Here is an 18,359-nt window from a genome sequence, read left to right as displayed (position 1 = left end):
CTTAGCGATTCAGGCTGAGGTGGTTGATCAGGTCGGTGCGCGTGATCAGGCCGACGAACTTTTCGCCGTCCAGCACGATGGCCACGCGGTCGCGGTCGAAGACGGGGATCAGGGCGTCCAGCGGCTCCTTCACCTGAACCGTGTCCAGATCGCGCGTCATGGCCGAGGACACCGGCTTGGCGAACCGCTCCTTGCGCGTGATCTCGTCGGTGTTCATGACCTGGATCAGATCGCTTTCGTCCAGGATGCCGACCAGACGGCCGTCCTCTATGATCGGCAGTTGCGACACGTCCGCGCCCTTCATCCGCTTGAAGGCGGTGTCCAGGGTGTCGCCGGGGCCGGCGACGACCACGTCGCCCTTGTCGTATTTGCGGTTGATCAGGTCCGACAGGTCGCCGTGGATTTCCCGCTCGCCCAGACCCTGATCCGCCAGCCAGGCGTCGTTATAGACCTTGGACAGATATTTGGCGCCTGTGTCGCAGACGAATGTGACGCAGGTCTTGGCCTCGGTCTGCTCTCGGCACCAGCGCACGGCGGCGGCGATCAGGGTGCCCGACGACGACCCCGCCAGAATCCCTTCCTTCAGCAACAGTTCGCGCGCCGTGGCGATGGCCTCGACGTCAGGGATGGAATAGGCCCTGTCGATCAAGCTCATGTCCGCCGTGTCGGGCACGAAATTCTGACCAATGCCTTCAACGGTATAGCCGCCCTCCGGCCCCGGCACGCCGTCGTTGACGATGCCCGCCAGGGTCGAACCGACCGGATCGGCCAGGATGATCTCGGCCTTGGAGCCGACGCTTTTCAGATACCGGGCCGTGCCGGTGATGGTGCCGCCCGAACCGATGCCGGCGACGAAGGCGTCGATGTCGCCGCCCGTCTGTTCCCAAATCTCCGGCCCTGTCGTCTTCACATGGGCCTCGGCGTTCGATTGGTTGGCGAACTGATTGACGTAATAGGCGCCGGGGATGGCCTGCGACAGGCGCTCGGCCATATCGGTGTAATATTCCGGGTGGCCGTGCGGGACATCCGAACGCGTCAGGCGAACATCGGCGCCCATAGCCCTGAGATGCTGGATCTTTTCCTTGGACATCTTGTCCGGGATGACCAGAAGCACCTTATATCCCCTTGCGCGGCCGACCAGCGTCAGAGCCAGGCCCGTATTGCCGGCCGTCGCCTCGACGATGGTTCCACCTTCCTTCAGCCAGCCTTCCCGTTCGGCGGCGTCCAGCATCTCGATCGCGATCCGGTCCTTGATCGAGCCGCCGGGGTTCTGGGACTCCAGCTTGAGCAGCAGGCGGCATTTCCCGGTGTCGATCTTCGTCACCTCCACCATCGGCGTCTTGCCGATCAGATCCAGCGGCGACGATACGGTCGCGCTCAGGGCGGGGGCGTTGAGGGACATCGAAGACTCCATTCGGGATCGGCGGAAGCTGAAGCCCCACATCCACCCGGTCAAATCACGCAAGATTTGACCCAAACGCGCGGTTCCGCGCTACGTAAAGACCTAATGACCAAATCATCCAAGAGACCGCCCGCCGGTCTCCCCGACAAAGACACCCTCGTCGCCTTCCTGCGCGAGGCCGGATCGGCCGAGAAGACCGATATCGCGCGCCACTTCGGACTGAAGGGCGGCGACCGCCGGGCCCTGCGCGAAATGATCCGCGAGCTTGAAGCCGAAGGCCGGCTGGGCAAGCGCGGCCGCAAGGGCTTTTCCGAAGCCGGCGCCCTGCCCCCCGTCGGCGTCGCCGATGTGATCGAGCGTGACGGCGACGGCGAACTGCACGTGCGCCTGGTCGAGGCCAGCCCCGACGCCCCCCACGCCCTGCTGATCCCCGACAAGACCAAGGCCGCCCCCGGCCTGGGCGACCGACTGCTGGTCAAGTTCCAGCGCGGCGCCGAAGGCTGGGAAGCCCGCCTGATCAAGAAGTTGGATATCGGCATAAACCGCGTCCTGGGCGTCATCCGCAAATCGGCGCGCGAAACCCGCGTGGAGCCGGTCGACCGCCGCTCCAAGGACGTCCTGCTGGTGCCCCAGGCCCAGTCCGGGAGCTTACGCGACGGCGATCTGGTCCTGGCCGCCATCGAAAAGGGCGACCACCGCTATGGCCCCAAGCGCGGCAAGATCCTGGAGCATATCGGCAAGGAGGACGATCCTCGCGCCGCCTCACTGATCGCCATCTACGCCCACAGCATCCCCACCGGCTTCTCCGAGGCGGTCGAGCGCGAAGCCGAGGATCAGGAACTGCCGACGCTGAAGGGCCGCGAGGACCTGCGCGAGGTTCCCTTCATCACCATCGACCCCGCCGATGCGCGCGACCATGACGACGCGGTCTATGCGGTGCGCGACGAAGATCCAAAGAACCCTAGCGGCTGGATCGTCTGGGTCGCCATCGCAGACGTCGCCGCCTATGTCCGCCCCGGCTCTCAACTGGACCGCGAGGCGCGCGAAAAAGGCAACTCGACCTATTTCCCCGACCGCGTGGAGCCGATGCTGCCGGAGGTGCTGTCGAACGGCCTGTGCAGCCTGAAGGAGGGCGAGAACCGCGCCTGCCTGGCCGTGCGGATGGTCTTCGACAAGGATGGCCGCAAGACGGGCCACAGGTTCGTGCGCGGCCTGATGCGGTCGCACGCCAAACTGTCTTACGAACAGGCCCAGGCCGCCATTGATGGCCAGACCGACGACACGACCGGCCCGATCATGGAGGCCATCCTCTATCCGCTGTGGAACGCCTATCACGCCATGCTGAAGGGTCGCCTCAAGCGCAGCCCCCTGCAGATCGAATCCGCCGAACGCCGCATCCGCATGGCGCCGGACGGCGGCATCGCCTCTATCGAGAAGCGCACCTCGCTGGAGGCGCACCGGCTGATCGAGGAGATGATGATCCAGGCCAACGTCTGCGCCGCCGAGACGCTGGAGCAGAAGAAGACCCCGCTCATTTACCGCATCCACGACGCGCCCAGTCAGGAGAAGATCTTCAATCTGGCCGACTTCCTGTCGACCATCGGCAAGCCGTGGAACAAGGGCGAGCCGGGCACGACCAAACGGTTCAACAAGCTGCTGGACGAGACGCGCGACACCGAACACGCCGATGTCGTCAACGAGGTCGTGCTGCGCACCCAGATGCAGGCGATCTACAGCCCCGAGAACGTGGGCCACTTCGGCCTGAACCTGGACCGCTACGCCCACTTCACCTCGCCGATCCGACGTTACTCCGATCTGATCGTGCACCGGGGCCTGATCCGCGCTCTGAACCTGGGCAAGGATGGGCTGACCGACCGCGAAATCGCCGAACTGCCCGCCATCGCCGAACAGGTGACGACGACCGAGCGCCGCTCGATGGCCGCCGAACGCGACGCCATGGACCGCTATATCGCCGCCTTCCTTGAGGAGCATATCGGCGCGACCTTCGCCGGGCGCATCACCGGCGTCACCCGCTTCGGCCTGTTCATCCGACTGGAGGACACGGGCGCGGATGGTCTGGTCCCGGTCTCGACGTTGGGCAGCGAATATTTCACCCACGACGACCGCGCCCACGCCCTGGTCGGCGAACGCACCGGCAAGCGCTTCACCCTGGGCCGGATGGTCGAGGTCAAGCTGCGCGAGGCCACGCCCGTCACCGGCGGTCTGGTCTTCGAGATGCTCAGCGAACCGGAACCTCGCGATCCCAACGCTGCGGCCCCGCGCTATGGCGTGCGCGGGCGGGGCGGCGACGGCCCGCCGATGCGCGGCAAGAACCGCCCCGGCGGCCCCAAGCCCCGCAACGGCGCCAAGCCGTCCGGCGGCCTGAAAGGCGTCCGCAAGGGCAAGCGGAAGTGACCCCAACATCCGCTCATCCCGGCGAAAGCCGGGACCCAGGTCTGCGGGCGAAGAGCGCTGGTCGCGAGACACAAACGCCAATCCCGACCGCCGGTGCGAACGAAAGCACTGGGTCCCGGGTTTCGCCGGGATGAGCGGGATGAAGGATCAGCCTTTCGACGCCGCACTCGCTCGCCTGAACGCAGCCGAGCGCGAACTGCTGATCCTTCTTGGGCAGGGCCACACGGCCAAGTCCATCGCCGTCCTGAAGGGGCTGTCCGAACTGGCGGTGAACGAACGTTTCCGGTCCGCACGACGCAAGACCGGCATCGGCTCCAGTCGTGAAATCGCCCGCCTGTTGGTCGCCCAAGAAAATCGTGACGATTTAATCGATCTGGCGCCGCTCCCGACAGACGCCTCAAAGCCTCCGCGTCCCGACGCGCCGCCTCTGGGCCGCGCGTTCCTCACCCGACGTTGGAGACCGATCATGATCACCGCCGCCCTGCTCGCCGCCAGCCTGCTGTCTTATGAGACCGCGAAGTCGCCCACTGAGCCGAATCCGGCGCCGACAACCTTGTCTGCCCAGAACGCGCCGGAACGCCAGACGCGCCCTGATCCGGAAGTCCTTGAGGCCGAGGTGGCGAACGGCCCTCGAGACGCAGCCTGGTCGCCACGAGCCGAACAGGCGCTTTCACAGGGCTATCACGATGTATCCGCCTTCGACGAAGACATTACGTCCGTAAAGGTCACCTGCGCGTCTACCCTCTGCGAGGTGTCGGGCGAAACCCGTCCGAACCTTTCGAACGCGGACCGCGACCGACTGATGGCCGCCTTCCTGACACTGCGACCGTCGGACGAAAAGATTCGCCTGACATCGGTCACTCATCGCTTCGGCTACCGGCCCGACGAGCAGGAAGCGGGGACCTATGTCGCGTACTGGCGGCGCAGAGACTGACGTCCGCCGGGAGGTCAGGCGGCTTGCCCCATCTTTCGTCCCGGTTCATTGATCGGGCATGTCTGCCGCCCCCTTCGACGCCACTCAGGACCTGGCCGACGCGCCGCGCGTGACAGGCGTGCGGCAGAGGCCCAAGGACGCTGCGACCCTGATCCTGACGCGGGGCGGGTCGCGGCCCGAGGTGCTGATGGGGCGTCGCGCGCCCGGTCATGTGTTCATGGCGTCGAAATGGGTGTTTCCGGGCGGGCGGATCGACCGCAGCGACTTCACCGCCGCCTCGACGGGCGATCTGTCGTCCGACGTCGCGCGGAGGCTGGAGATCGAGTTGCCCGCGCGCCGCGCGCGAGCCCTGGCCCTGACCGCCGTGCGCGAGACATTCGAGGAGACGGGTCTGATCCTGGGTCGGCCCGCGCCGTCAGCCAGCGTCGCCGGACCGTGGCGCGAGTATCGGCAGGCGGGCGCCCTGCCCGATCTGTCGGTCCTGTCCTATATCGCGCGCGCCATCACCCCGCCTGGCCGCGCACGTCGGTTCGACGCGCGTTTCTTCATGGCGCAGGCCGAGGCCCTGCTGACGCCCGAGCCGACGGCGGGATCGGGCGAACTGGACGAGATCGCCTGGCTGCCGCTGGATCAGGCGCGCGCGCTGGACCTGCCGGCCATCACCCGATTCGTGCTGGGAGAGTTGGCCGAACGATTGACGCAGCCGAACCGTCCCCTGCCCTTCGTGCGTATGGCGCACGGACAGCACCGCGTCGAACACAGGGACTGACCCTACAGCCTGCAAGACAAGGCCAATATGCCGGTGGGGGCGCGCATCGCCGGCGACGGCCCGATCAGTTTCGACGCGCCGATCACCCTGTCCGACGACGGCCGCCTGACCGGCCCCTTCGTGCGGCGCGAGGGGTCGACGCGGCGGTTCGTCTATATCGCCATCGGAACCTCGGCTGGTCAGCACGCCAGCGAATGGAGCCGCCGCGCCAAGATCGACGTTCACGACATTTCCGCCGATATGCTGACCCAGGCGCGTCAGGGACGTGTGCTGGAGATCATCCTGCCCGGCCGCGCCCGGAACGGCGGCCCGGCCTGCGCCACGGTGCGGCCGCTTCAGGCCTGGCGCGCCATCTGACCTTAGTCCGCGATCGGCTTGCTCAGGTCGAACTCGACGCGGAAATGGCGGTTGGGGCGGCGCAGTTCATAGGCGAACATCCGGTCGGGATAGACCTCCATCGCCCAGACATTGGTGGTCGAGACCGCCGCGTCATTGGCGTTGAACAGAGCGACAGATTCGGCGTCCACCGGGAACTCCTGCCGCTCGGCCGTGCCGGCGTTGGCCGTGTCGCCGCCGTACCAGTGCAGCACGTCGGTTGTTCCGTCGGCGTGCCGATGGTCGTGCTTCAGCCGCAGACCGGCGCCCATCTTCGTCACGACCCAGGTCCGCGAACGATCCGCCCCCACGGCGAAGGGAATGCGCACCTCGTCCGACGAACAGTCGCGGACGTGCATGATCAGCCGCTCGCTGGCGAACCTGGCGTCGGCGGCGTCGGTGGTGACGACACGGCCTTCGAATCGCTGGCCGCACAGGGCGTTCAACCGCGCCAGGAAATCGTGCTGCGCCGGCGCGGGAGACGCGGCCGCCACGCCGGCGGACGCGAGGGAGATCAGGGCCGCAGCGGCCAGCAGGGATGCGATTTTCATGCGGTCAGACTATATGTGCGCCCCGCCCCATCAACGCGTCATCGCGCCCGTTGACTTTGGGGCGATCCTGAGTATGTTCCGCGCCTCTTATTTTAAGCGGCTTTCGCCGTCGCAGAGGTAATTCCGATGGCCAAACCGGCTTCCATCAAGATCCGCCTGAACTCCACGGCCGACACCGGCTTCTTCTACGTCACCAAGAAGAACGCCCGCACCATGACCGAGAAGATGGTCGTCAAGAAGTACGACCCCGTCGTGCGTAAGCACGTCGAGTTCAAGGAAGGCAAGATCAAGTAAGCACTTGATCGGCTGAAAATCGAGGACGCCCGGCTGGTCTCCAGCCGGGCGTTTTTCGTTGTCGGGGCCTGACCTCAGGCCGCGCGGGCGATCACCCGATTGCGGCCGGCGGCCTTGGCCTCATAGACCCCTTCATCGGCGCGTTTCAGCAGACCTTCGGGCGTGTCGCCGTCGCCGACCGTGGCGGCCACGCCGATCGAGATGGTGATGGTGATCTGCTCCTTGCCGCCCATGACCCGGAACGGGGCGGAGGCGACATCGCGGCGGATGCGTTCGGCGACACGGCCCGCGTCCTCCAGACTAGCGCCCGGCATGACGACGACGAACTCCTCGCCGCCCATGCGGCACGGCAGATCCACGGCGCGGACGTTGGTGGCCAGGCGCACGGCGAACTCGACCAGCACCTCGTCGCCGGCATCGTGGCCGAAGCCGTCGTTGACCGACTTGAAGTGGTCGATGTCCAGGACCAGCACCGCCACCTGGGCGCCGCCCTGGGCCGCACGGCCTACCAGGGCCTGCAGCTGGCCGGTCATGTAGCGCCGGTTATGCAGGCCGGTCAGGGCGTCCGTGACGGCCATCTCCATGCTGCTGTCCAGCTTATGACGCAGGAAGTCGGTGTAGCGTTTGCGGCGGATCTGGGTGCGGACCCGCGCCGACAGTTCCTCGGTGTCGATTGGGCGCGGCAGGATGTCGGCGGCGCCCAGCTCCAACGCCTTGACCATGCGCGGCCGTTCGGCTGCATCGACTATGGCCAGGATCGGCGCTCGGCGGGCGTCGCCCGACTTGGCCTGGGCCACGATCCGCAGACCGTCGAAGCTGGTCGCCGCCACATTGACGATGATCAGGTCCAACACGCCGCGCGCCGCCGCCAGGGCCGCATCCGGGTTGGATTCGATGGTGACGCGGTGTTCCGAACCCAGTTCATGTGCGATCTTCTCGGCCTGTCGCAGGTCATCGTCCACGATCAGCACGCGGCCGCCCTCGCTGCGCAGCCGGGTCGCTCCGTCAGAATCGACGCCCAGGCGCCGGCCGCTTTCCTCGCGCTCGCGCAGTTCGTCCATCACCTGTTTCAGCCGGGTCAGCGACTTGACCCGCGCGAACAGGATCACGTCGTCGATGGGTTTGGTCAGGAAGTCGTCGGCGCCCGCCTCCAGCCCGCGAATACGGTCCTGACGCCCGTCCAGGGCGGTGACCAGCACGACCGGGATGTGGCGGGTCGCAGCCTCAGCCTTCAGCCGTCGGCAGGTCTCGAACCCGTCCATGCCGGGCATCATGACGTCCAGCAGGATCAGGTCCGGCTGATGCTCAGCCGCCAGAGCCAAGGCCGTGACCCCGTCGTTGCAGGTCAGGGCGTCGTAATATTCAACCGTCAGCTTGGCTTCCAGCAGGCGGACGTTCACGTCCACGTCGTCGACCACGAGGATGCGCGCGCTCATCCCAGGTGCTGCCGGATTGTGTCGAGGAAATGCATGACCGAGATCGGCTTGGAGATATAGGCCTCGCAGCCGCCCTGGCGGATCCGCTCCTCATCGCCCTTCATAGCGAAGGCGGTCACGGCGATGACGGGGATGTGGTTCAGTTCCTCGTCGTCCTTCAGCCATTTGGTGACTTCCAGCCCCGAGATTTCCGGCAGCTGGATGTCCATCAGGATCAGGTCGGGGTGATGGGCGCGGGCCAGGGCGAGCGCCTGCAGCCCTTCACGGGTCTGCAGGGTCTCATAGCCCTGGGAATCGAGCAGATCATGAAACAGCTTCATGTTCAGCTCGTTATCCTCGACGATGAGGACTTTCTTGGACATCATCACCTGACCTGCGCGCCCCTCTGACGCGGGACGCCTCGTTGGTCGCATTCGTAGGCGGGCAGTCTTAAGTTGGGGTGAAGCCAAACTTACGGAGACCTTAAGCGTGGCCATGAAGGCCATATGTCGCGACTGCCTTTGGACCGGCGAAGACCCCGCCGGGCCGCCGGATGGCCGATGTCCGGCGTGCGGATCGCGACGGATTGTCGCCGATCCCGAACTGGACCAGCTGTCCATCGCCCACATGGATTGCGACGCCTTCTACGCCTCGGTCGAGAAGCGCGACCGGCCGGAACTGCGTGACAAGCCGGTTATCGTCGGCGGAGGCAAGCGCGGCGTTGTGTCCACCGCCTGCTATGTCGCGCGCCAGTACGGCGTCGGCTCGGCCATGCCGATGTTCAAGGCGCTGAAGGCCTGCCCGGAGGCCGTGGTCATCCGGCCCGACTTCACGAAATACGTCTTCGAATCCCAACGTATCCTGGGCGCCTTGGGACAACTGACGCCGCTGATCCAGCCGCTGTCGCTGGACGAGGCCTGGGTCGATCTGTCGGGAACCGAACGACTGAACGGCGGGCCGCCCGCGCTGCAGTTGATCCGGTTTCAGAAGCGGATTGAGGAGGCGACCGGCCTGACCGTGTCCATCGGCCTGGCGCCCAACCGCTTCCTGGCCAAGATGGCGTCGGAGATGGATAAGCCGCGCGGCTTCTCCGTCGTGGGGACGGCGAATGCGCAAAGCCTGCTGGCGCCCCGCCCCGTCACCGCCCTGCCCGGCGTCGGCCCGGTGTTCGGCAAGGCGTTGCGCAGCGACGGCTATTCCACCATCGGCGACCTGGCGCGGGCGGACGTGCGCGATCTGGTCAAACGCTACGGCGAATCGGGTTTGCGCCTGCACGACCTGGCCTACGCCCGCGACGCCCGCGCCGTGAACCCCGAGCGGGACCGCAAGGGGATGAGCGCCGAGACCACCTTCAACGAAGACCTGACGTCGGCCGAGGCGCTGGAGGCCGAGCTGTGGCCGCTGTGCGAGAAGCTGGCGTCCAAGGCCCGCCGCGACGGGGTGGCCAGTCGTGTCCTGGTGCTGAAGCTGCGGCGCGCGGATTTCAAGATCGTGACCCGCCGCATCACCCTGCCCGATCCGGTCCAGACCGCGCGCGCCCTGTTCGCCGCCGGGCGGGACCTGTTGAAACCGGAACTGGGCCGCCCCTATCGCCTGATCGGCATCGGCATGGCCGATGTTCAGGACGCGGAGGACGCGCCCGCCGGCCTGTTCCAGACACCCGAGACCCGCGCCCTGAAGACCGAACGCGCCATCGACGTGCTGCGTGAGAAGTTCGGCAAGGACGCCGTGGTGGCGGGGCGGGCGCTGAAGGGGTGAAGAGATCCCCGCCTCGTCATTCTCGGGCTTGACCCGAGGACCGGGGTTTCCGCCGCATTGCGCCCGAACTGACGCACAGTCCGTCCAACATCCGATCCTCGGGTCAAGCCCGAGGATGACGGAGGAAGAGGCGGAAAAAACGTGCACTCCCCGGTCCCATCGGCTCAAATGCCGTCATGGATCTCGCCAAACGCGCCTATGACCACGGCTTTCGCCTGGACCCGATCGTCCGCAGCCTGCTGGACACCGACTTCTACAAGCTGCTGATGCTGCAGATGATCTGGCGCGAGCATCGCGACGGGCCGGTCACCTTCCAGGTCATCAACCGCACCAAGACCGTGCGTCTGGCCGAAGAAGTCGACATCGCGGCCCTGCGCGAACAGTTGGATCACGCCCGCACCCTGCGCTTCACCAACAAGGAGTTGGTCTGGCTGGCGGGCAACAGCTTCTATGGGGTGAAGCAGATCTTCTCGCCGGATTTCATCGCATGGCTGACCGACTACCAATTGCCGGAATACGATCTGTCGGTTCAGGATGGTCAGTATGTGCTGACCTTCTCCGGCGCCTGGGCCGAGGTGACGCTGTGGGAAATCCCGGCGCTGGCCATCCTGAACGAGTTGCGCTGCCGGGTCGGGATGCAGCGGCTGGGTCGCTTCGAACTGGACATCCTGTATTCGCGCGCCAAGACCCGGCTTTGGTCCAAGGTGGAGCGGTTGCGGCTCCTGCCCGATCTTGCCCTTTCGGACTTCGGCACCCGGCGACGGCACGGTTTCCTGTGGCAACGCTGGTGCATTCAGGCCCTGAAGGAGGGTCTGGGCCGGTCCTTCATCGGCACATCGAACGTGCTGCACGCCATGGAGAACGATCTGGAGGCCATCGGCACCAATGGCCACGAGCTGCCGATGGTGCTGGCCGCCCTGGCGCCCGACGACGCGGCCTTGGCCCAGGTCCCTTACGCCGTGCTGGACGAGTGGCGCAGACATTATGCGGGCAATCTGCTGATCGTCCTGCCCGACGCCTTCGGCACCGAGGCCTTTCTGGATCAGGCGCCGGAATGGGTGGCCGACTGGACCGGCTTCCGTCCCGATTCCGCCCCGCCCATTCCCGCCGGCGAGCGGTTGATCGGCTGGTGGACAGCGCATGGGCGCGATCCGAAGGAGAAGCTGCTGATCTTCTCGGACGGCATGGACATCGACAGCATCGAGGCGACCCACGCGCACTTCCACGGTCGCGCCCGTCTCAGCTTCGGCTGGGGCACCAATCTGACCAATGACTTCCGCGACTGCTCGCCCGCCTTCGCGCCTGAACTGGAGCCTATTTCTCTGGTCTGCAAGGTGGCCGAGGCCGGGGGGCGACCCGCTGTCAAACTGTCGGACAATCCTGAAAAAGCCGTGGGCGATCCGGCCGAGATCGAACGCTATCGCCGCGTCTTCGGCGTGCGCGGCGTAACGGCGCAACCTGTCACCGTCTGAAACCCGACCTTAAGGCGGCTGTGGGATAAGGCCGGTCATGAGAGCCTTCATCGACAAGATGCGCCGCCGCGCCGGCCGCTATCTGGACGTCCGCCCCGTCGATATCCGACCGGCGCGCGGGGTTCTGAGCCTGTCGTTCGATGACATCCCCGCCAGCGCCTGGACAGAGGCCGGACCCATTCTGGCCCAGCATGGCGTCAAGGCGACCTATTATGTGTGCGGCGGTCTGGCGGGCGGGCGGAACCTGGACCTGCCTCAGTTCGAGGTCGAGCATCTGCAGGCCCTGCACGCGGCGGGGCATGAGGTCGGCTGCCATACCTACGAACACGTCTCGACCCTGACCCTGTCGCCGGCCGAACTGGACGCCAGCCTGGCGCGCAACGCCGCCTGGGTGGCCGAGCGGCTGAATGGTTATGAAATGCAGACCTTCGCCTATCCGTTCGGCGACTGCGCGCGGACGGCCAAGCCAGTGATCGACCGCCGGTTCCTGTGCGGACGCGGGGTGCGCGATGGCGTCAACACAGGAACTGCGGACCGTAATCTGTTGCAGGCCATCGGTCTCGAGAGCCGCCGCCTGCCGGGCTATGATCTGGAGAAACTGATAGAGCAGACGGCGGAGTCAAAGAGTTGGCTGATCGCCTATGGCCATGACGTCAGCGACGCCCCGACGCCCTATGGATGCCGGCTAGAGGACATCGATCGTCTGATCCGCCTGGCCAAGGCGGCAAACCTGGACATTCAGCCGGTTGCGGCGGCATGGCGGCTGGCGACGACCTGAATCGCTGAACTGAGGCCGCGCCGCAGGCCGGTCAGCCTTTTCCTCGCCTTCTCAACAGCCCGATGGACCATTCCCCCAGTCCGAGCACCACAGCGGCCGCCAGCGCGACCAAGGCAATCTGGCCGTGTGACCATCCCAGAAACACCGTGGCCAGCGGGTGTTCGCCTTGGGTCGGCGCATCGAACACCCAATGCACGTCTCGGCCCCGCACGCCGGCCCCGGTCACGACCTGTTCACCCCCTAATCGGTCGGCCATCACCGGCCTTATGACGGCGTTCAGCAGGACGCCGACGAACAGCGGGCCGATAAGCCAGAGATTGGCCGACAGGACCTTGGGGCGTCGTGGCTTCAGGGTCAGGCGACGCCTCCGGCCTTGCGCCGATCCGCCCAGGCGATCAGCTCTTTCCTCGGCCAGATCATCAACCACGACCGCGCGGTGTATTCGCCACTGTCGATCAGCGCCTTCCTCGACGGCGAAGCTGTACCTGCCCGTTCGGTGTGGATCGGCGCCGGGCCCTGATGCACCATGAAGGCGCCGCCGTTCAGAGGGTTCAGTCGCAGGTGGGCCAGACGCGGGCTGATCTCGGTCAGGGGCGGATCGTAGAACCAGCTGGAGCCGATCATGCCCGCGAGTTCGGGGCGCGCGCGGCACAGTTCGGCCGCCGTGGCCCAGGCCGCATTCCAGCCCTCCTCGTTGAAGCCGCGCAGCCAGCGGCTTTCGGTATGCACCTCCAGCCACGCCTCCCTCTTCGCCCCCGCCGCAAGATATCGGAACAGCGGCTTCAGACCCCAGCCCTGGCGCACATGGGTGATGATCTGGCCCGGCCCAACCGGCGAGCTCAGGTCGATCACCTGACTTTTGGCCGCAGGCACGCTGAGCGCCAGCGAGAACCGCACATCCTTGGACCAGTGATCGAACTCATAATCGCCCTCGGCCTTGCTAAGGAAGGCCGCCAACTGGTCGACCCAATACGGATAGAGGGCCATCACCTCGGCAGGCAGGCTCATCGTCCGCACACGGTCGGGCAGTTGCAGCGTCCACGCCGCCACCAGCCCGCGTCGCACGTCGTTGGACGCATCCGCCCCCAGCACCTGATCGACCGCCTTGGCTGGCGCCTCGAAATCCCAGTGCGGCGCGGCCTCCGCGGCCTTGGCGGCGGCGGGCGCCAAGGCCGCGTCCACACGGGCGTGGTCCTCGGGAGAGAGCCTGTCCAGCACGGCCTGGAAGGCGGCGACATCGGGCGTCAGGTGCATATCCATGTTCGCCAACGTCGCACACAGCAGTTGGCGAACCTTTAAAGCCCGCCGAACGGGTGACGCCGCCCTTGCCGCACGCTAAACCCGCGACCAGATAAAAGGAGCCCCCATGACCGTTGAAGCCCGCATCGCCGAACTCGGCATTACCCTTCCGGAACCGGCCAAGCCGGTCGCCAGCTATGTGTCCTTCGTCCGCTCCGGCAACCAGATCACCATTTCGGGCCAGCTGTCGAACGACGCCAATGGCGGGATCAAGGGCACGGTCGGCGTCGATGTGACCCCGGAACAGGCTGTCGTGGCCGCCCGCCTGTGCGGCATCAACCTGATCGCCCAGATCAAGGCCGCCGTCGATGGCGACCTGGAGCGCGTCGTCCGCATCGTCAAACTGGGCGCCTTCGTGCAGGCGGGTCCTGAGTTCGAAGCCATCCCCGCCGTCATCAACGGCTGCTCGGACCTGATGGTCCAGGTCTTTGGCGAGGCCGGCAAACACGCTCGTTCGGCCGTGGGGGTCTATAAGCTGCCGCTGGGCTTCGCTGTCGAGATCGACGCGATCGTGGAGATCCGCTGATCTTTCAAATCTCGGTTCACGACGGGATCGCCGACATCGGCCGCGAGGCCTGGGACGCCTGCGCGCGTCCGACCGGCGATCCTTTCGTGTCCTACGACTTCCTGCACGCCTGCGAGGCGTCCGACAGCGCCACGCCGCGCCAGGGCTGGGCCCCGCGACATCTGGCGCTGCGCGATGGCGACAACGCGGTGCTGGGCGTGACGCCCCTCTATCTGAAGGGCGACAGCCAGGGCGAATATGTCTTCGACCACAGCTGGGCCGACGCCTATGAGCGGGCCGGCGGCCGTTACTATCCCAAGCTGCTGTGCGCCGTGCCGTTCACGCCCGCGACCGGACCGCGCTTCCTGAACCACCCGGACGCCGACGCCGCGACCGTGCGCCAGGCCCTGCTGCAAGGCGCCCTGACGCTGGTGGAAAGGCTGGGCGTCTCGTCCCTGCACGTCAACTTCCCCACCGCGCCGGAGTGGGAGGCCATGACCCAAGCCGGCCTGCTGCCGCGCCAGGACATCCAGTTCATCTGGCGCAACGAGGGCTATCAAACCTTCGACGACTTCCTGGCCGCCCTGTCGTCCAATCGCCGCAAGTCGATCCGGCGCGAGCGGCGCGAGGCCCAGGCGTGTCTCGATATCCGCATCCTGACCGGCGCCCAGATCGAACCTGCCCATTGGGACGCCTTCTTCGCCTTCTATATGGACACCGGCTCGCGAAAATGGGGTCGGCCCTATCTGACGCGCGACTTCTTCGACCGCATCGGGGCGACGATGGCCGACCGGATCGCCCTGGTCATGGCGTTTCGCGACGGCGCGCCCATCGCCGGCGCCCTGAACTTCATCGGTCGCGACGCCCTCTATGGCCGTCAGTGGGGAGCGCTTGAGGACGTGCCCTTCCTGCATTTCGAGCTGTGCTACTATCAGGCCATCGACTTCGCCATTTCACGGGGCCTGTCCCGCGTCGAGGCGGGCGCGCAAGGCGAACACAAGATCGCGCGCGGCTATCTGCCCTCCCCCGTCTATTCCGCCCATTTCATCGCCGACCCCGCCCTGCGCGACCCCGTCGCCCGCTATCTGGAGCGCGAAGGTCCGGCGGTCGAGGAACAGAGGGTCGCGATGACGGCCGAATTGTCGCCGTTCAAACAGGCCTAGCGGTCAGCTGATCCAGCTCTCTTCGCAGCGGCTATTTCGCCATCCCTTGAGCGTTCGAGTATAGAAGCAGGTCTGGCCCCCGCCGCCCAGCATGATCCACTCCTGACCGACCGACAGCGCTGCGCGTGTTCTGAACAGCGAATAGGTCGGGGGTTCGACAGAAAACCACGGGTGAAAATCTCCGATAGGATACCCCTGATCGACGCCCGGCTCAGGAAGTCCAAAAGAGCGCCAATCGCAGTTCGCCTTCGCCTCCAGACGCATGCCGCCGGCCACGCCCTCCGGCGAAAATTCCTTCAAAGCCTGAGCCATCAAGGCGCAGTCATCAGCCGTGACACGGCCTACCCTGACGACCGGGACGGTGAAACCCGCCCAGAGCGACGCAAAAACCACCAAGATCGCTGCTGCAATGGCCGTGGGCTTGATCCACCTGTCGGACGAATCAAGCCTTCCCCGCCACATCAGATCGAAAGCCACCCAGGCGACAGTCGTCACCAGCCCCAAGCCGGCCATCCATCGATAGATCGAGGCGCGGTTGTCGATATTCAGACGAATCATCAACTCCGCAGACACGAAGGCGCAGATCATCAGGACTGTCGCCGCCGACGAATAGGCGCCTATGCGGCTGGGAGATCGCTTCGAAACCCAGTCGTAGGTCCGGTCTGCCGCCAAAAGGCAGATCGCGAAGATGACCAGGAAGATCACGTCGCCATTAAATCGGAAACCCTGAAACCAGACGGCTATGACGATGACAAGAACGGCCAAGACCGACGCTGCCACGATCAAGGCCCTCACGACCTTCAGGTTCATTGCACACCCCCCACCCCCACCCACCAAGTTCCACAACAATCTGGGAAACAAAAAAAGCCCGGACGGCGACGTCCGGGCCTGTCCTTTCGTTGCCTGCTGGCGATCAGGCCGTTTCTTCTTCCTCCTCAGACTTCGCCGGGGCGCCCGAGGGGCTGGCGATGTCGAAGTCGATCTTGCCGTCTTTGAGCTGGACCTTGACGTGTCCGCCGCGCGTCAGGCGGCCGAACAGGATGTCGTCGGCCAGCGGCTTCTTGATCGAGTCCTGGATGACCCGCGCCAGCGGACGAGCGCCGTACAGTTCGTCGAAGCCGTTCTTGGCCAGCCAGTCGGCGGCCTCGTCAGTCAGTTCGATGGTGATGTTGCGGTCCGCCAGCTGGGCTTCCAGCTGCAGCACGAACTTGGTCACCACCGAGCGGATCGTATCGGCGCCCAGCGACTTGAAGGCCACGATCGCGTCCAGGCGGTTCCTGAACTCCGGCGCGAATAGGCGCTGGATGGCCTTGTCGTCCTCGCCCTCGACCTTGCCCCGACCGAAGCCGATGGAGGCGCGAGCGTTGTCGGCGGCGCCGGCGTTGGTGGTCATGATCAAGATGACGTTCCTGAAATCGACCTTCTTGCCGACCGCATCGGTCAGCATCCCGTTGTCCATCACCTGCAGCAGGATGTTGTAGACGTCCGGGTGCGCCTTCTCGATCTCATCCAGCAGGATGACGGCGTGCGGATGCTGGTCCACGGCGTCCGTCAGCAGGCCGCCCTGGTCATGACCGACATAGCCCGGAGGCGCGCCGATCAGGCGGCTGACCGTGTGACGCTCCATATATTCGGACATGTCGAACCGCTGCATCTCGATGCCCAAAGTGGCGGCGAGTTGCTTGGCCACCTCGGTCTTGCCCACGCCGGTCGGGCCGCTGAACAGGAAGCTGCCGATCGGCTTGTTCGGGTCGCGCAGACCCGCCCGCGCCAGCTTCATCGCCGCCGAAACCTGTTCGATGGCCTGTTCCTGACCGAAGACGACGCGCTTCAGATCGGTCTCCAGCTCGCGCAGGCTTTCGGTGTCGGACTTGGACACCGACTTGGCGGGGATGCGGGCCATCTTGGCGATGACGGCCTCGACCTCCTTCTGGCCGATGACCTTCTTGCGCTTGGATTCGGTCAGCAGCATCTGGCCGGCGCCCGCCTCGTCGATCACGTCGATCGCCTTGTCCGGCAGTTTGCGGTCGGTCATGTAGCGGGCCGACAGCTCGACCGCCGTGCGGATCGCGCTGTCAGTGTAGCGGACCTTGTGGTGCTGCTCGTAATAGGTCTTCAGACCCTTCAAGATCTTCACCGTATCCTCGACCGTCGGCTCGTTGACGTCGATCTTCTGGAAGCGACGCACCAGGGCGCGGTCCTTCTCGAAGTGCTGGCGATACTCCTTGTAGGTCGTTGACCCCATGCAGCGCAGCGTGCCCGACGCCAGGGCCGGCTTCAGCAGGTTGGACGCATCCATCGCCCCGCCCGAGGTCGCGCCCGCGCCGATCACCGTGTGGATCTCGTCGATGAACAGGACCGCGTTCTCGTGGTTCTCCAGCTCCTTGACGACCTGCTTAAGCCGCTCCTCGAAGTCGCCGCGATAGCGAGTGCCGGCCAGCAGCGCGCCCATGTCGAGCGAATAGATGGTGGCGTCCTTCAGGACGTCCGGCACCTCGCCGTTGACGATCTTGCGGGCCAGGCCTTCGGCGATGGCGGTCTTGCCGACGCCAGGATCGCCGACCAGCAGCGGATTGTTCTTGGTCCGGCGGCACAGGATCTGGATCGAGCGTTCGACCTCGGCCTGGCGACCGATCAGCGGATCGACCTTGCCCTGACGCGACTTCTCGTTGAGGTCGACGCAATAGGCTTCCAGCGCCTCGCCGCCCTGTTTGACGGCCGACTGGTCCTCGGCCTCTTCGGGCGAGGCCCCCTTGGCAGGTTTGGCCTCGGAGGCGCCGGCCTTCTTGGCGATGCCGTGGGCGATGAAGTTGACCGCGTCATAGCGCGTCATGTCCTGCTCCTGCAGGAAATAGGCGGCGTGGCTTTCCCGCTCGGAGAAGATGGCGACCAGCACGTTCGCGCCGGACACCTCTTCGCGGCCCGACGACTGGACGTGGATCACCGCGCGCTGGATCACGCGCTGGAAGCCGGCGGTCGGCTTTGCGTCCTCGCCATCGGCCGTGGCCAGGGCGGCCAGGTCGTTGTCGACATAGAGGGTCAGGGCCGCCTTGAGCGCGTTCAGATCGACATTGCAGGCGCCCATGACGCCGGACGCATCCGGGTCGTCGATCAGCGCCAGCAGCAGATGCTCCAGCGTGGCGTATTCATGCCTGCGCGCATTGGCGTATCCCACCGCGCGGTGCAGGGTTTCTTCGAGAGGACGGGAAAATGAAGGCATCGGGAGGCT

Annotated in this window: 18 protein-coding genes; 10 read left to right on the top strand and 8 right to left on the bottom strand. The window is 65.9% G+C overall.

What is annotated here, in order from left to right:
* Window position 1: 1 nt before the first annotated feature.
* Entirely contained in the window at window positions 2–1,402 is a 1,401-nt protein-coding gene (locus KZX42_RS09820) for a cystathionine beta-synthase (protein ID WP_248119028.1), read from the bottom strand.
* Window positions 1,403–1,507: 105 nt separating this feature from the next.
* On the opposite strand from KZX42_RS09820, the gene rnr reads away from it, so the two are divergent.
* The 4 genes from rnr (at window position 1,508) to KZX42_RS09800 (ending at window position 5,877) form a co-directional block, all read left to right on the top strand.
* Window positions 1,508–3,817, top strand: coding sequence for a ribonuclease R (gene rnr, locus KZX42_RS09815; RefSeq protein WP_248119026.1), 2,310 nt, complete (start codon window positions 1,508–1,510; stop codon window positions 3,815–3,817).
* Between the two features lie 139 nt (window positions 3,818–3,956).
* Complete coding sequence (locus tag KZX42_RS09810; protein WP_248119024.1) at window positions 3,957–4,751, top strand: hypothetical protein; 795 nt, start codon at window positions 3,957–3,959, stop codon at window positions 4,749–4,751.
* 58 nt (window positions 4,752–4,809) lie between these two features.
* Entirely contained in the window at window positions 4,810–5,520 is a 711-nt protein-coding gene (locus tag KZX42_RS09805; protein WP_248119022.1) for an NUDIX domain-containing protein, read from the top strand.
* A 9-nt stretch (window positions 5,521–5,529) separates the two neighbouring features.
* On the top strand, window positions 5,530–5,877 hold the full coding sequence (locus tag KZX42_RS09800) for a DUF5990 family protein (protein ID WP_282438905.1): 348 nt from the start codon (window positions 5,530–5,532) through the stop codon (window positions 5,875–5,877).
* Window positions 5,878–5,879: 2 nt separating this feature from the next.
* Here the strand turns inward: KZX42_RS09800 and KZX42_RS09795 are convergent, their stop codons facing one another.
* Complete coding sequence (locus KZX42_RS09795) at window positions 5,880–6,446, bottom strand: hypothetical protein (RefSeq protein WP_248119017.1); 567 nt, start codon at window positions 6,444–6,446, stop codon at window positions 5,880–5,882.
* A gap of 126 nt (window positions 6,447–6,572) precedes the next feature.
* Here KZX42_RS09795 and rpmG point away from each other — a divergent pair, with 126 nt between their 5' ends.
* On the top strand, window positions 6,573–6,740 hold the full coding sequence (gene rpmG / locus KZX42_RS09790; RefSeq protein WP_003164451.1) for a 50S ribosomal protein L33: 168 nt from the start codon (window positions 6,573–6,575) through the stop codon (window positions 6,738–6,740).
* 74 nt (window positions 6,741–6,814) lie between these two features.
* Here rpmG and KZX42_RS09785 read toward each other — a convergent pair whose 3' ends face one another.
* Together KZX42_RS09785 and KZX42_RS09780 are read right to left on the bottom strand one after the other, a co-directional pair.
* Entirely contained in the window at window positions 6,815–8,176 is a 1,362-nt protein-coding gene (locus tag KZX42_RS09785) for a PleD family two-component system response regulator (RefSeq protein ID WP_248119014.1), read from the bottom strand.
* Entirely contained in the window at window positions 8,173–8,538 is a 366-nt protein-coding gene (locus KZX42_RS09780) for a response regulator (protein ID WP_166622562.1), read from the bottom strand. The genes KZX42_RS09785 and KZX42_RS09780 overlap by 4 nt, the downstream gene beginning before the upstream one ends.
* 112 nt (window positions 8,539–8,650) lie before the next feature.
* Between KZX42_RS09780 and KZX42_RS09775 the strand changes: the two genes are divergently transcribed.
* The 3 genes from KZX42_RS09775 (at window position 8,651) to KZX42_RS09765 (ending at window position 12,163) form a co-directional block, all read left to right on the top strand.
* Window positions 8,651–9,913: a DNA polymerase IV gene (locus KZX42_RS09775; protein ID WP_248119013.1), complete on the top strand. Its 1,263-nt coding sequence runs from the start codon at window positions 8,651–8,653 to the stop codon at window positions 9,911–9,913.
* 176 nt (window positions 9,914–10,089) lie between these two features.
* Entirely contained in the window at window positions 10,090–11,385 is a 1,296-nt protein-coding gene (gene pncB, locus KZX42_RS09770; protein WP_248119012.1) for a nicotinate phosphoribosyltransferase, read from the top strand.
* A 37-nt stretch (window positions 11,386–11,422) separates the two neighbouring features.
* Complete coding sequence (locus KZX42_RS09765) at window positions 11,423–12,163, top strand: polysaccharide deacetylase family protein (protein ID WP_248119011.1); 741 nt, start codon at window positions 11,423–11,425, stop codon at window positions 12,161–12,163.
* A 31-nt stretch (window positions 12,164–12,194) separates the two neighbouring features.
* Here the strand turns inward: KZX42_RS09765 and KZX42_RS09760 are convergent, their stop codons facing one another.
* Window positions 12,195–12,590: a hypothetical protein gene (locus KZX42_RS09760; RefSeq protein WP_248119010.1), complete on the bottom strand. Its 396-nt coding sequence runs from the start codon at window positions 12,588–12,590 to the stop codon at window positions 12,195–12,197.
* Window positions 12,518–13,423, bottom strand: a complete 906-nt coding sequence (locus tag KZX42_RS09755) for a hypothetical protein (RefSeq protein WP_248119009.1) — start codon at window positions 13,421–13,423, stop codon at window positions 12,518–12,520. The genes KZX42_RS09760 and KZX42_RS09755 overlap by 73 nt, the downstream gene beginning before the upstream one ends.
* A gap of 106 nt (window positions 13,424–13,529) precedes the next feature.
* Between KZX42_RS09755 and KZX42_RS09750 the strand changes: the two genes are divergently transcribed.
* Both KZX42_RS09750 and KZX42_RS09745 read left to right on the top strand, forming a co-directional pair.
* On the top strand, window positions 13,530–13,988 hold the full coding sequence (locus KZX42_RS09750; RefSeq protein ID WP_248119008.1) for a RidA family protein: 459 nt from the start codon (window positions 13,530–13,532) through the stop codon (window positions 13,986–13,988).
* Window positions 13,985–15,130 carry a GNAT family N-acetyltransferase gene (locus KZX42_RS09745; RefSeq protein ID WP_248119144.1) on the top strand — a complete coding sequence of 382 codons (1,146 nt, stop codon included), beginning with the start codon at window positions 13,985–13,987 and terminating at the stop codon, window positions 15,128–15,130. The genes KZX42_RS09750 and KZX42_RS09745 overlap by 4 nt, the downstream gene beginning before the upstream one ends.
* 3 nt (window positions 15,131–15,133) lie before the next feature.
* Here KZX42_RS09745 and KZX42_RS09740 read toward each other — a convergent pair whose 3' ends face one another.
* Window positions 15,134–15,940 (bottom strand): hypothetical protein, encoded by an 807-nt coding sequence (locus KZX42_RS09740; protein WP_248119007.1) that lies wholly within the window; start codon window positions 15,938–15,940, stop codon window positions 15,134–15,136.
* Between the two features lie 103 nt (window positions 15,941–16,043).
* The gene (gene clpA, locus KZX42_RS09735) at window positions 16,044–18,350 is read right to left on the bottom strand and encodes an ATP-dependent Clp protease ATP-binding subunit ClpA (protein WP_248119006.1); all 2,307 of its coding nucleotides are present in this window, start codon (window positions 18,348–18,350) and stop codon (window positions 16,044–16,046) included.
* Window positions 18,351–18,359 lie beyond the last annotated feature (9 nt).

The organism is Brevundimonas sp. EYE_349 (assembly GCF_023147505.1).
Taxonomy (GTDB): Bacteria; Pseudomonadota; Alphaproteobacteria; order Caulobacterales; family Caulobacteraceae; genus Brevundimonas.
The sequence above is the reverse complement of the archived record's forward strand: the minus strand, read 5'-3'. Positions and strand labels throughout refer to the sequence as shown.

Coding starts and splice junctions, on each gene's coding strand:
- rnr (WP_248119026.1), top strand. CDS start 1,508: ATGACCAAATCATCCAAGAGACCGCCCGCCGGTCTCCCCGACAAAGAC.
- KZX42_RS09780 (WP_166622562.1), bottom strand. CDS start 8,538: ATGTCCAAGAAAGTCCTCATCGTCGAGGATAACGAGCTGAACATGAAG.
- KZX42_RS09785 (WP_248119014.1), bottom strand. CDS start 8,176: ATGAGCGCGCGCATCCTCGTGGTCGACGACGTGGACGTGAACGTCCGC.
- KZX42_RS09750 (WP_248119008.1), top strand. CDS start 13,530: ATGACCGTTGAAGCCCGCATCGCCGAACTCGGCATTACCCTTCCGGAA.
- clpA (WP_248119006.1), bottom strand. CDS start 18,350: ATGCCTTCATTTTCCCGTCCTCTCGAAGAAACCCTGCACCGCGCGGTG.
- KZX42_RS09765 (WP_248119011.1), top strand. CDS start 11,423: ATGAGAGCCTTCATCGACAAGATGCGCCGCCGCGCCGGCCGCTATCTG.
- KZX42_RS09775 (WP_248119013.1), top strand. CDS start 8,651: ATGAAGGCCATATGTCGCGACTGCCTTTGGACCGGCGAAGACCCCGCC.
- rpmG (WP_003164451.1), top strand. CDS start 6,573: ATGGCCAAACCGGCTTCCATCAAGATCCGCCTGAACTCCACGGCCGAC.
- KZX42_RS09820 (WP_248119028.1), bottom strand. CDS start 1,402: ATGTCCCTCAACGCCCCCGCCCTGAGCGCGACCGTATCGTCGCCGCTG.
- KZX42_RS09755 (WP_248119009.1), bottom strand. CDS start 13,423: ATGGATATGCACCTGACGCCCGATGTCGCCGCCTTCCAGGCCGTGCTG.
- KZX42_RS09805 (WP_248119022.1), top strand. CDS start 4,810: ATGTCTGCCGCCCCCTTCGACGCCACTCAGGACCTGGCCGACGCGCCG.
- KZX42_RS09810 (WP_248119024.1), top strand. CDS start 3,957: ATGAAGGATCAGCCTTTCGACGCCGCACTCGCTCGCCTGAACGCAGCC.
- pncB (WP_248119012.1), top strand. CDS start 10,090: ATGGATCTCGCCAAACGCGCCTATGACCACGGCTTTCGCCTGGACCCG.
- KZX42_RS09740 (WP_248119007.1), bottom strand. CDS start 15,940: ATGAACCTGAAGGTCGTGAGGGCCTTGATCGTGGCAGCGTCGGTCTTG.
- KZX42_RS09795 (WP_248119017.1), bottom strand. CDS start 6,446: ATGAAAATCGCATCCCTGCTGGCCGCTGCGGCCCTGATCTCCCTCGCG.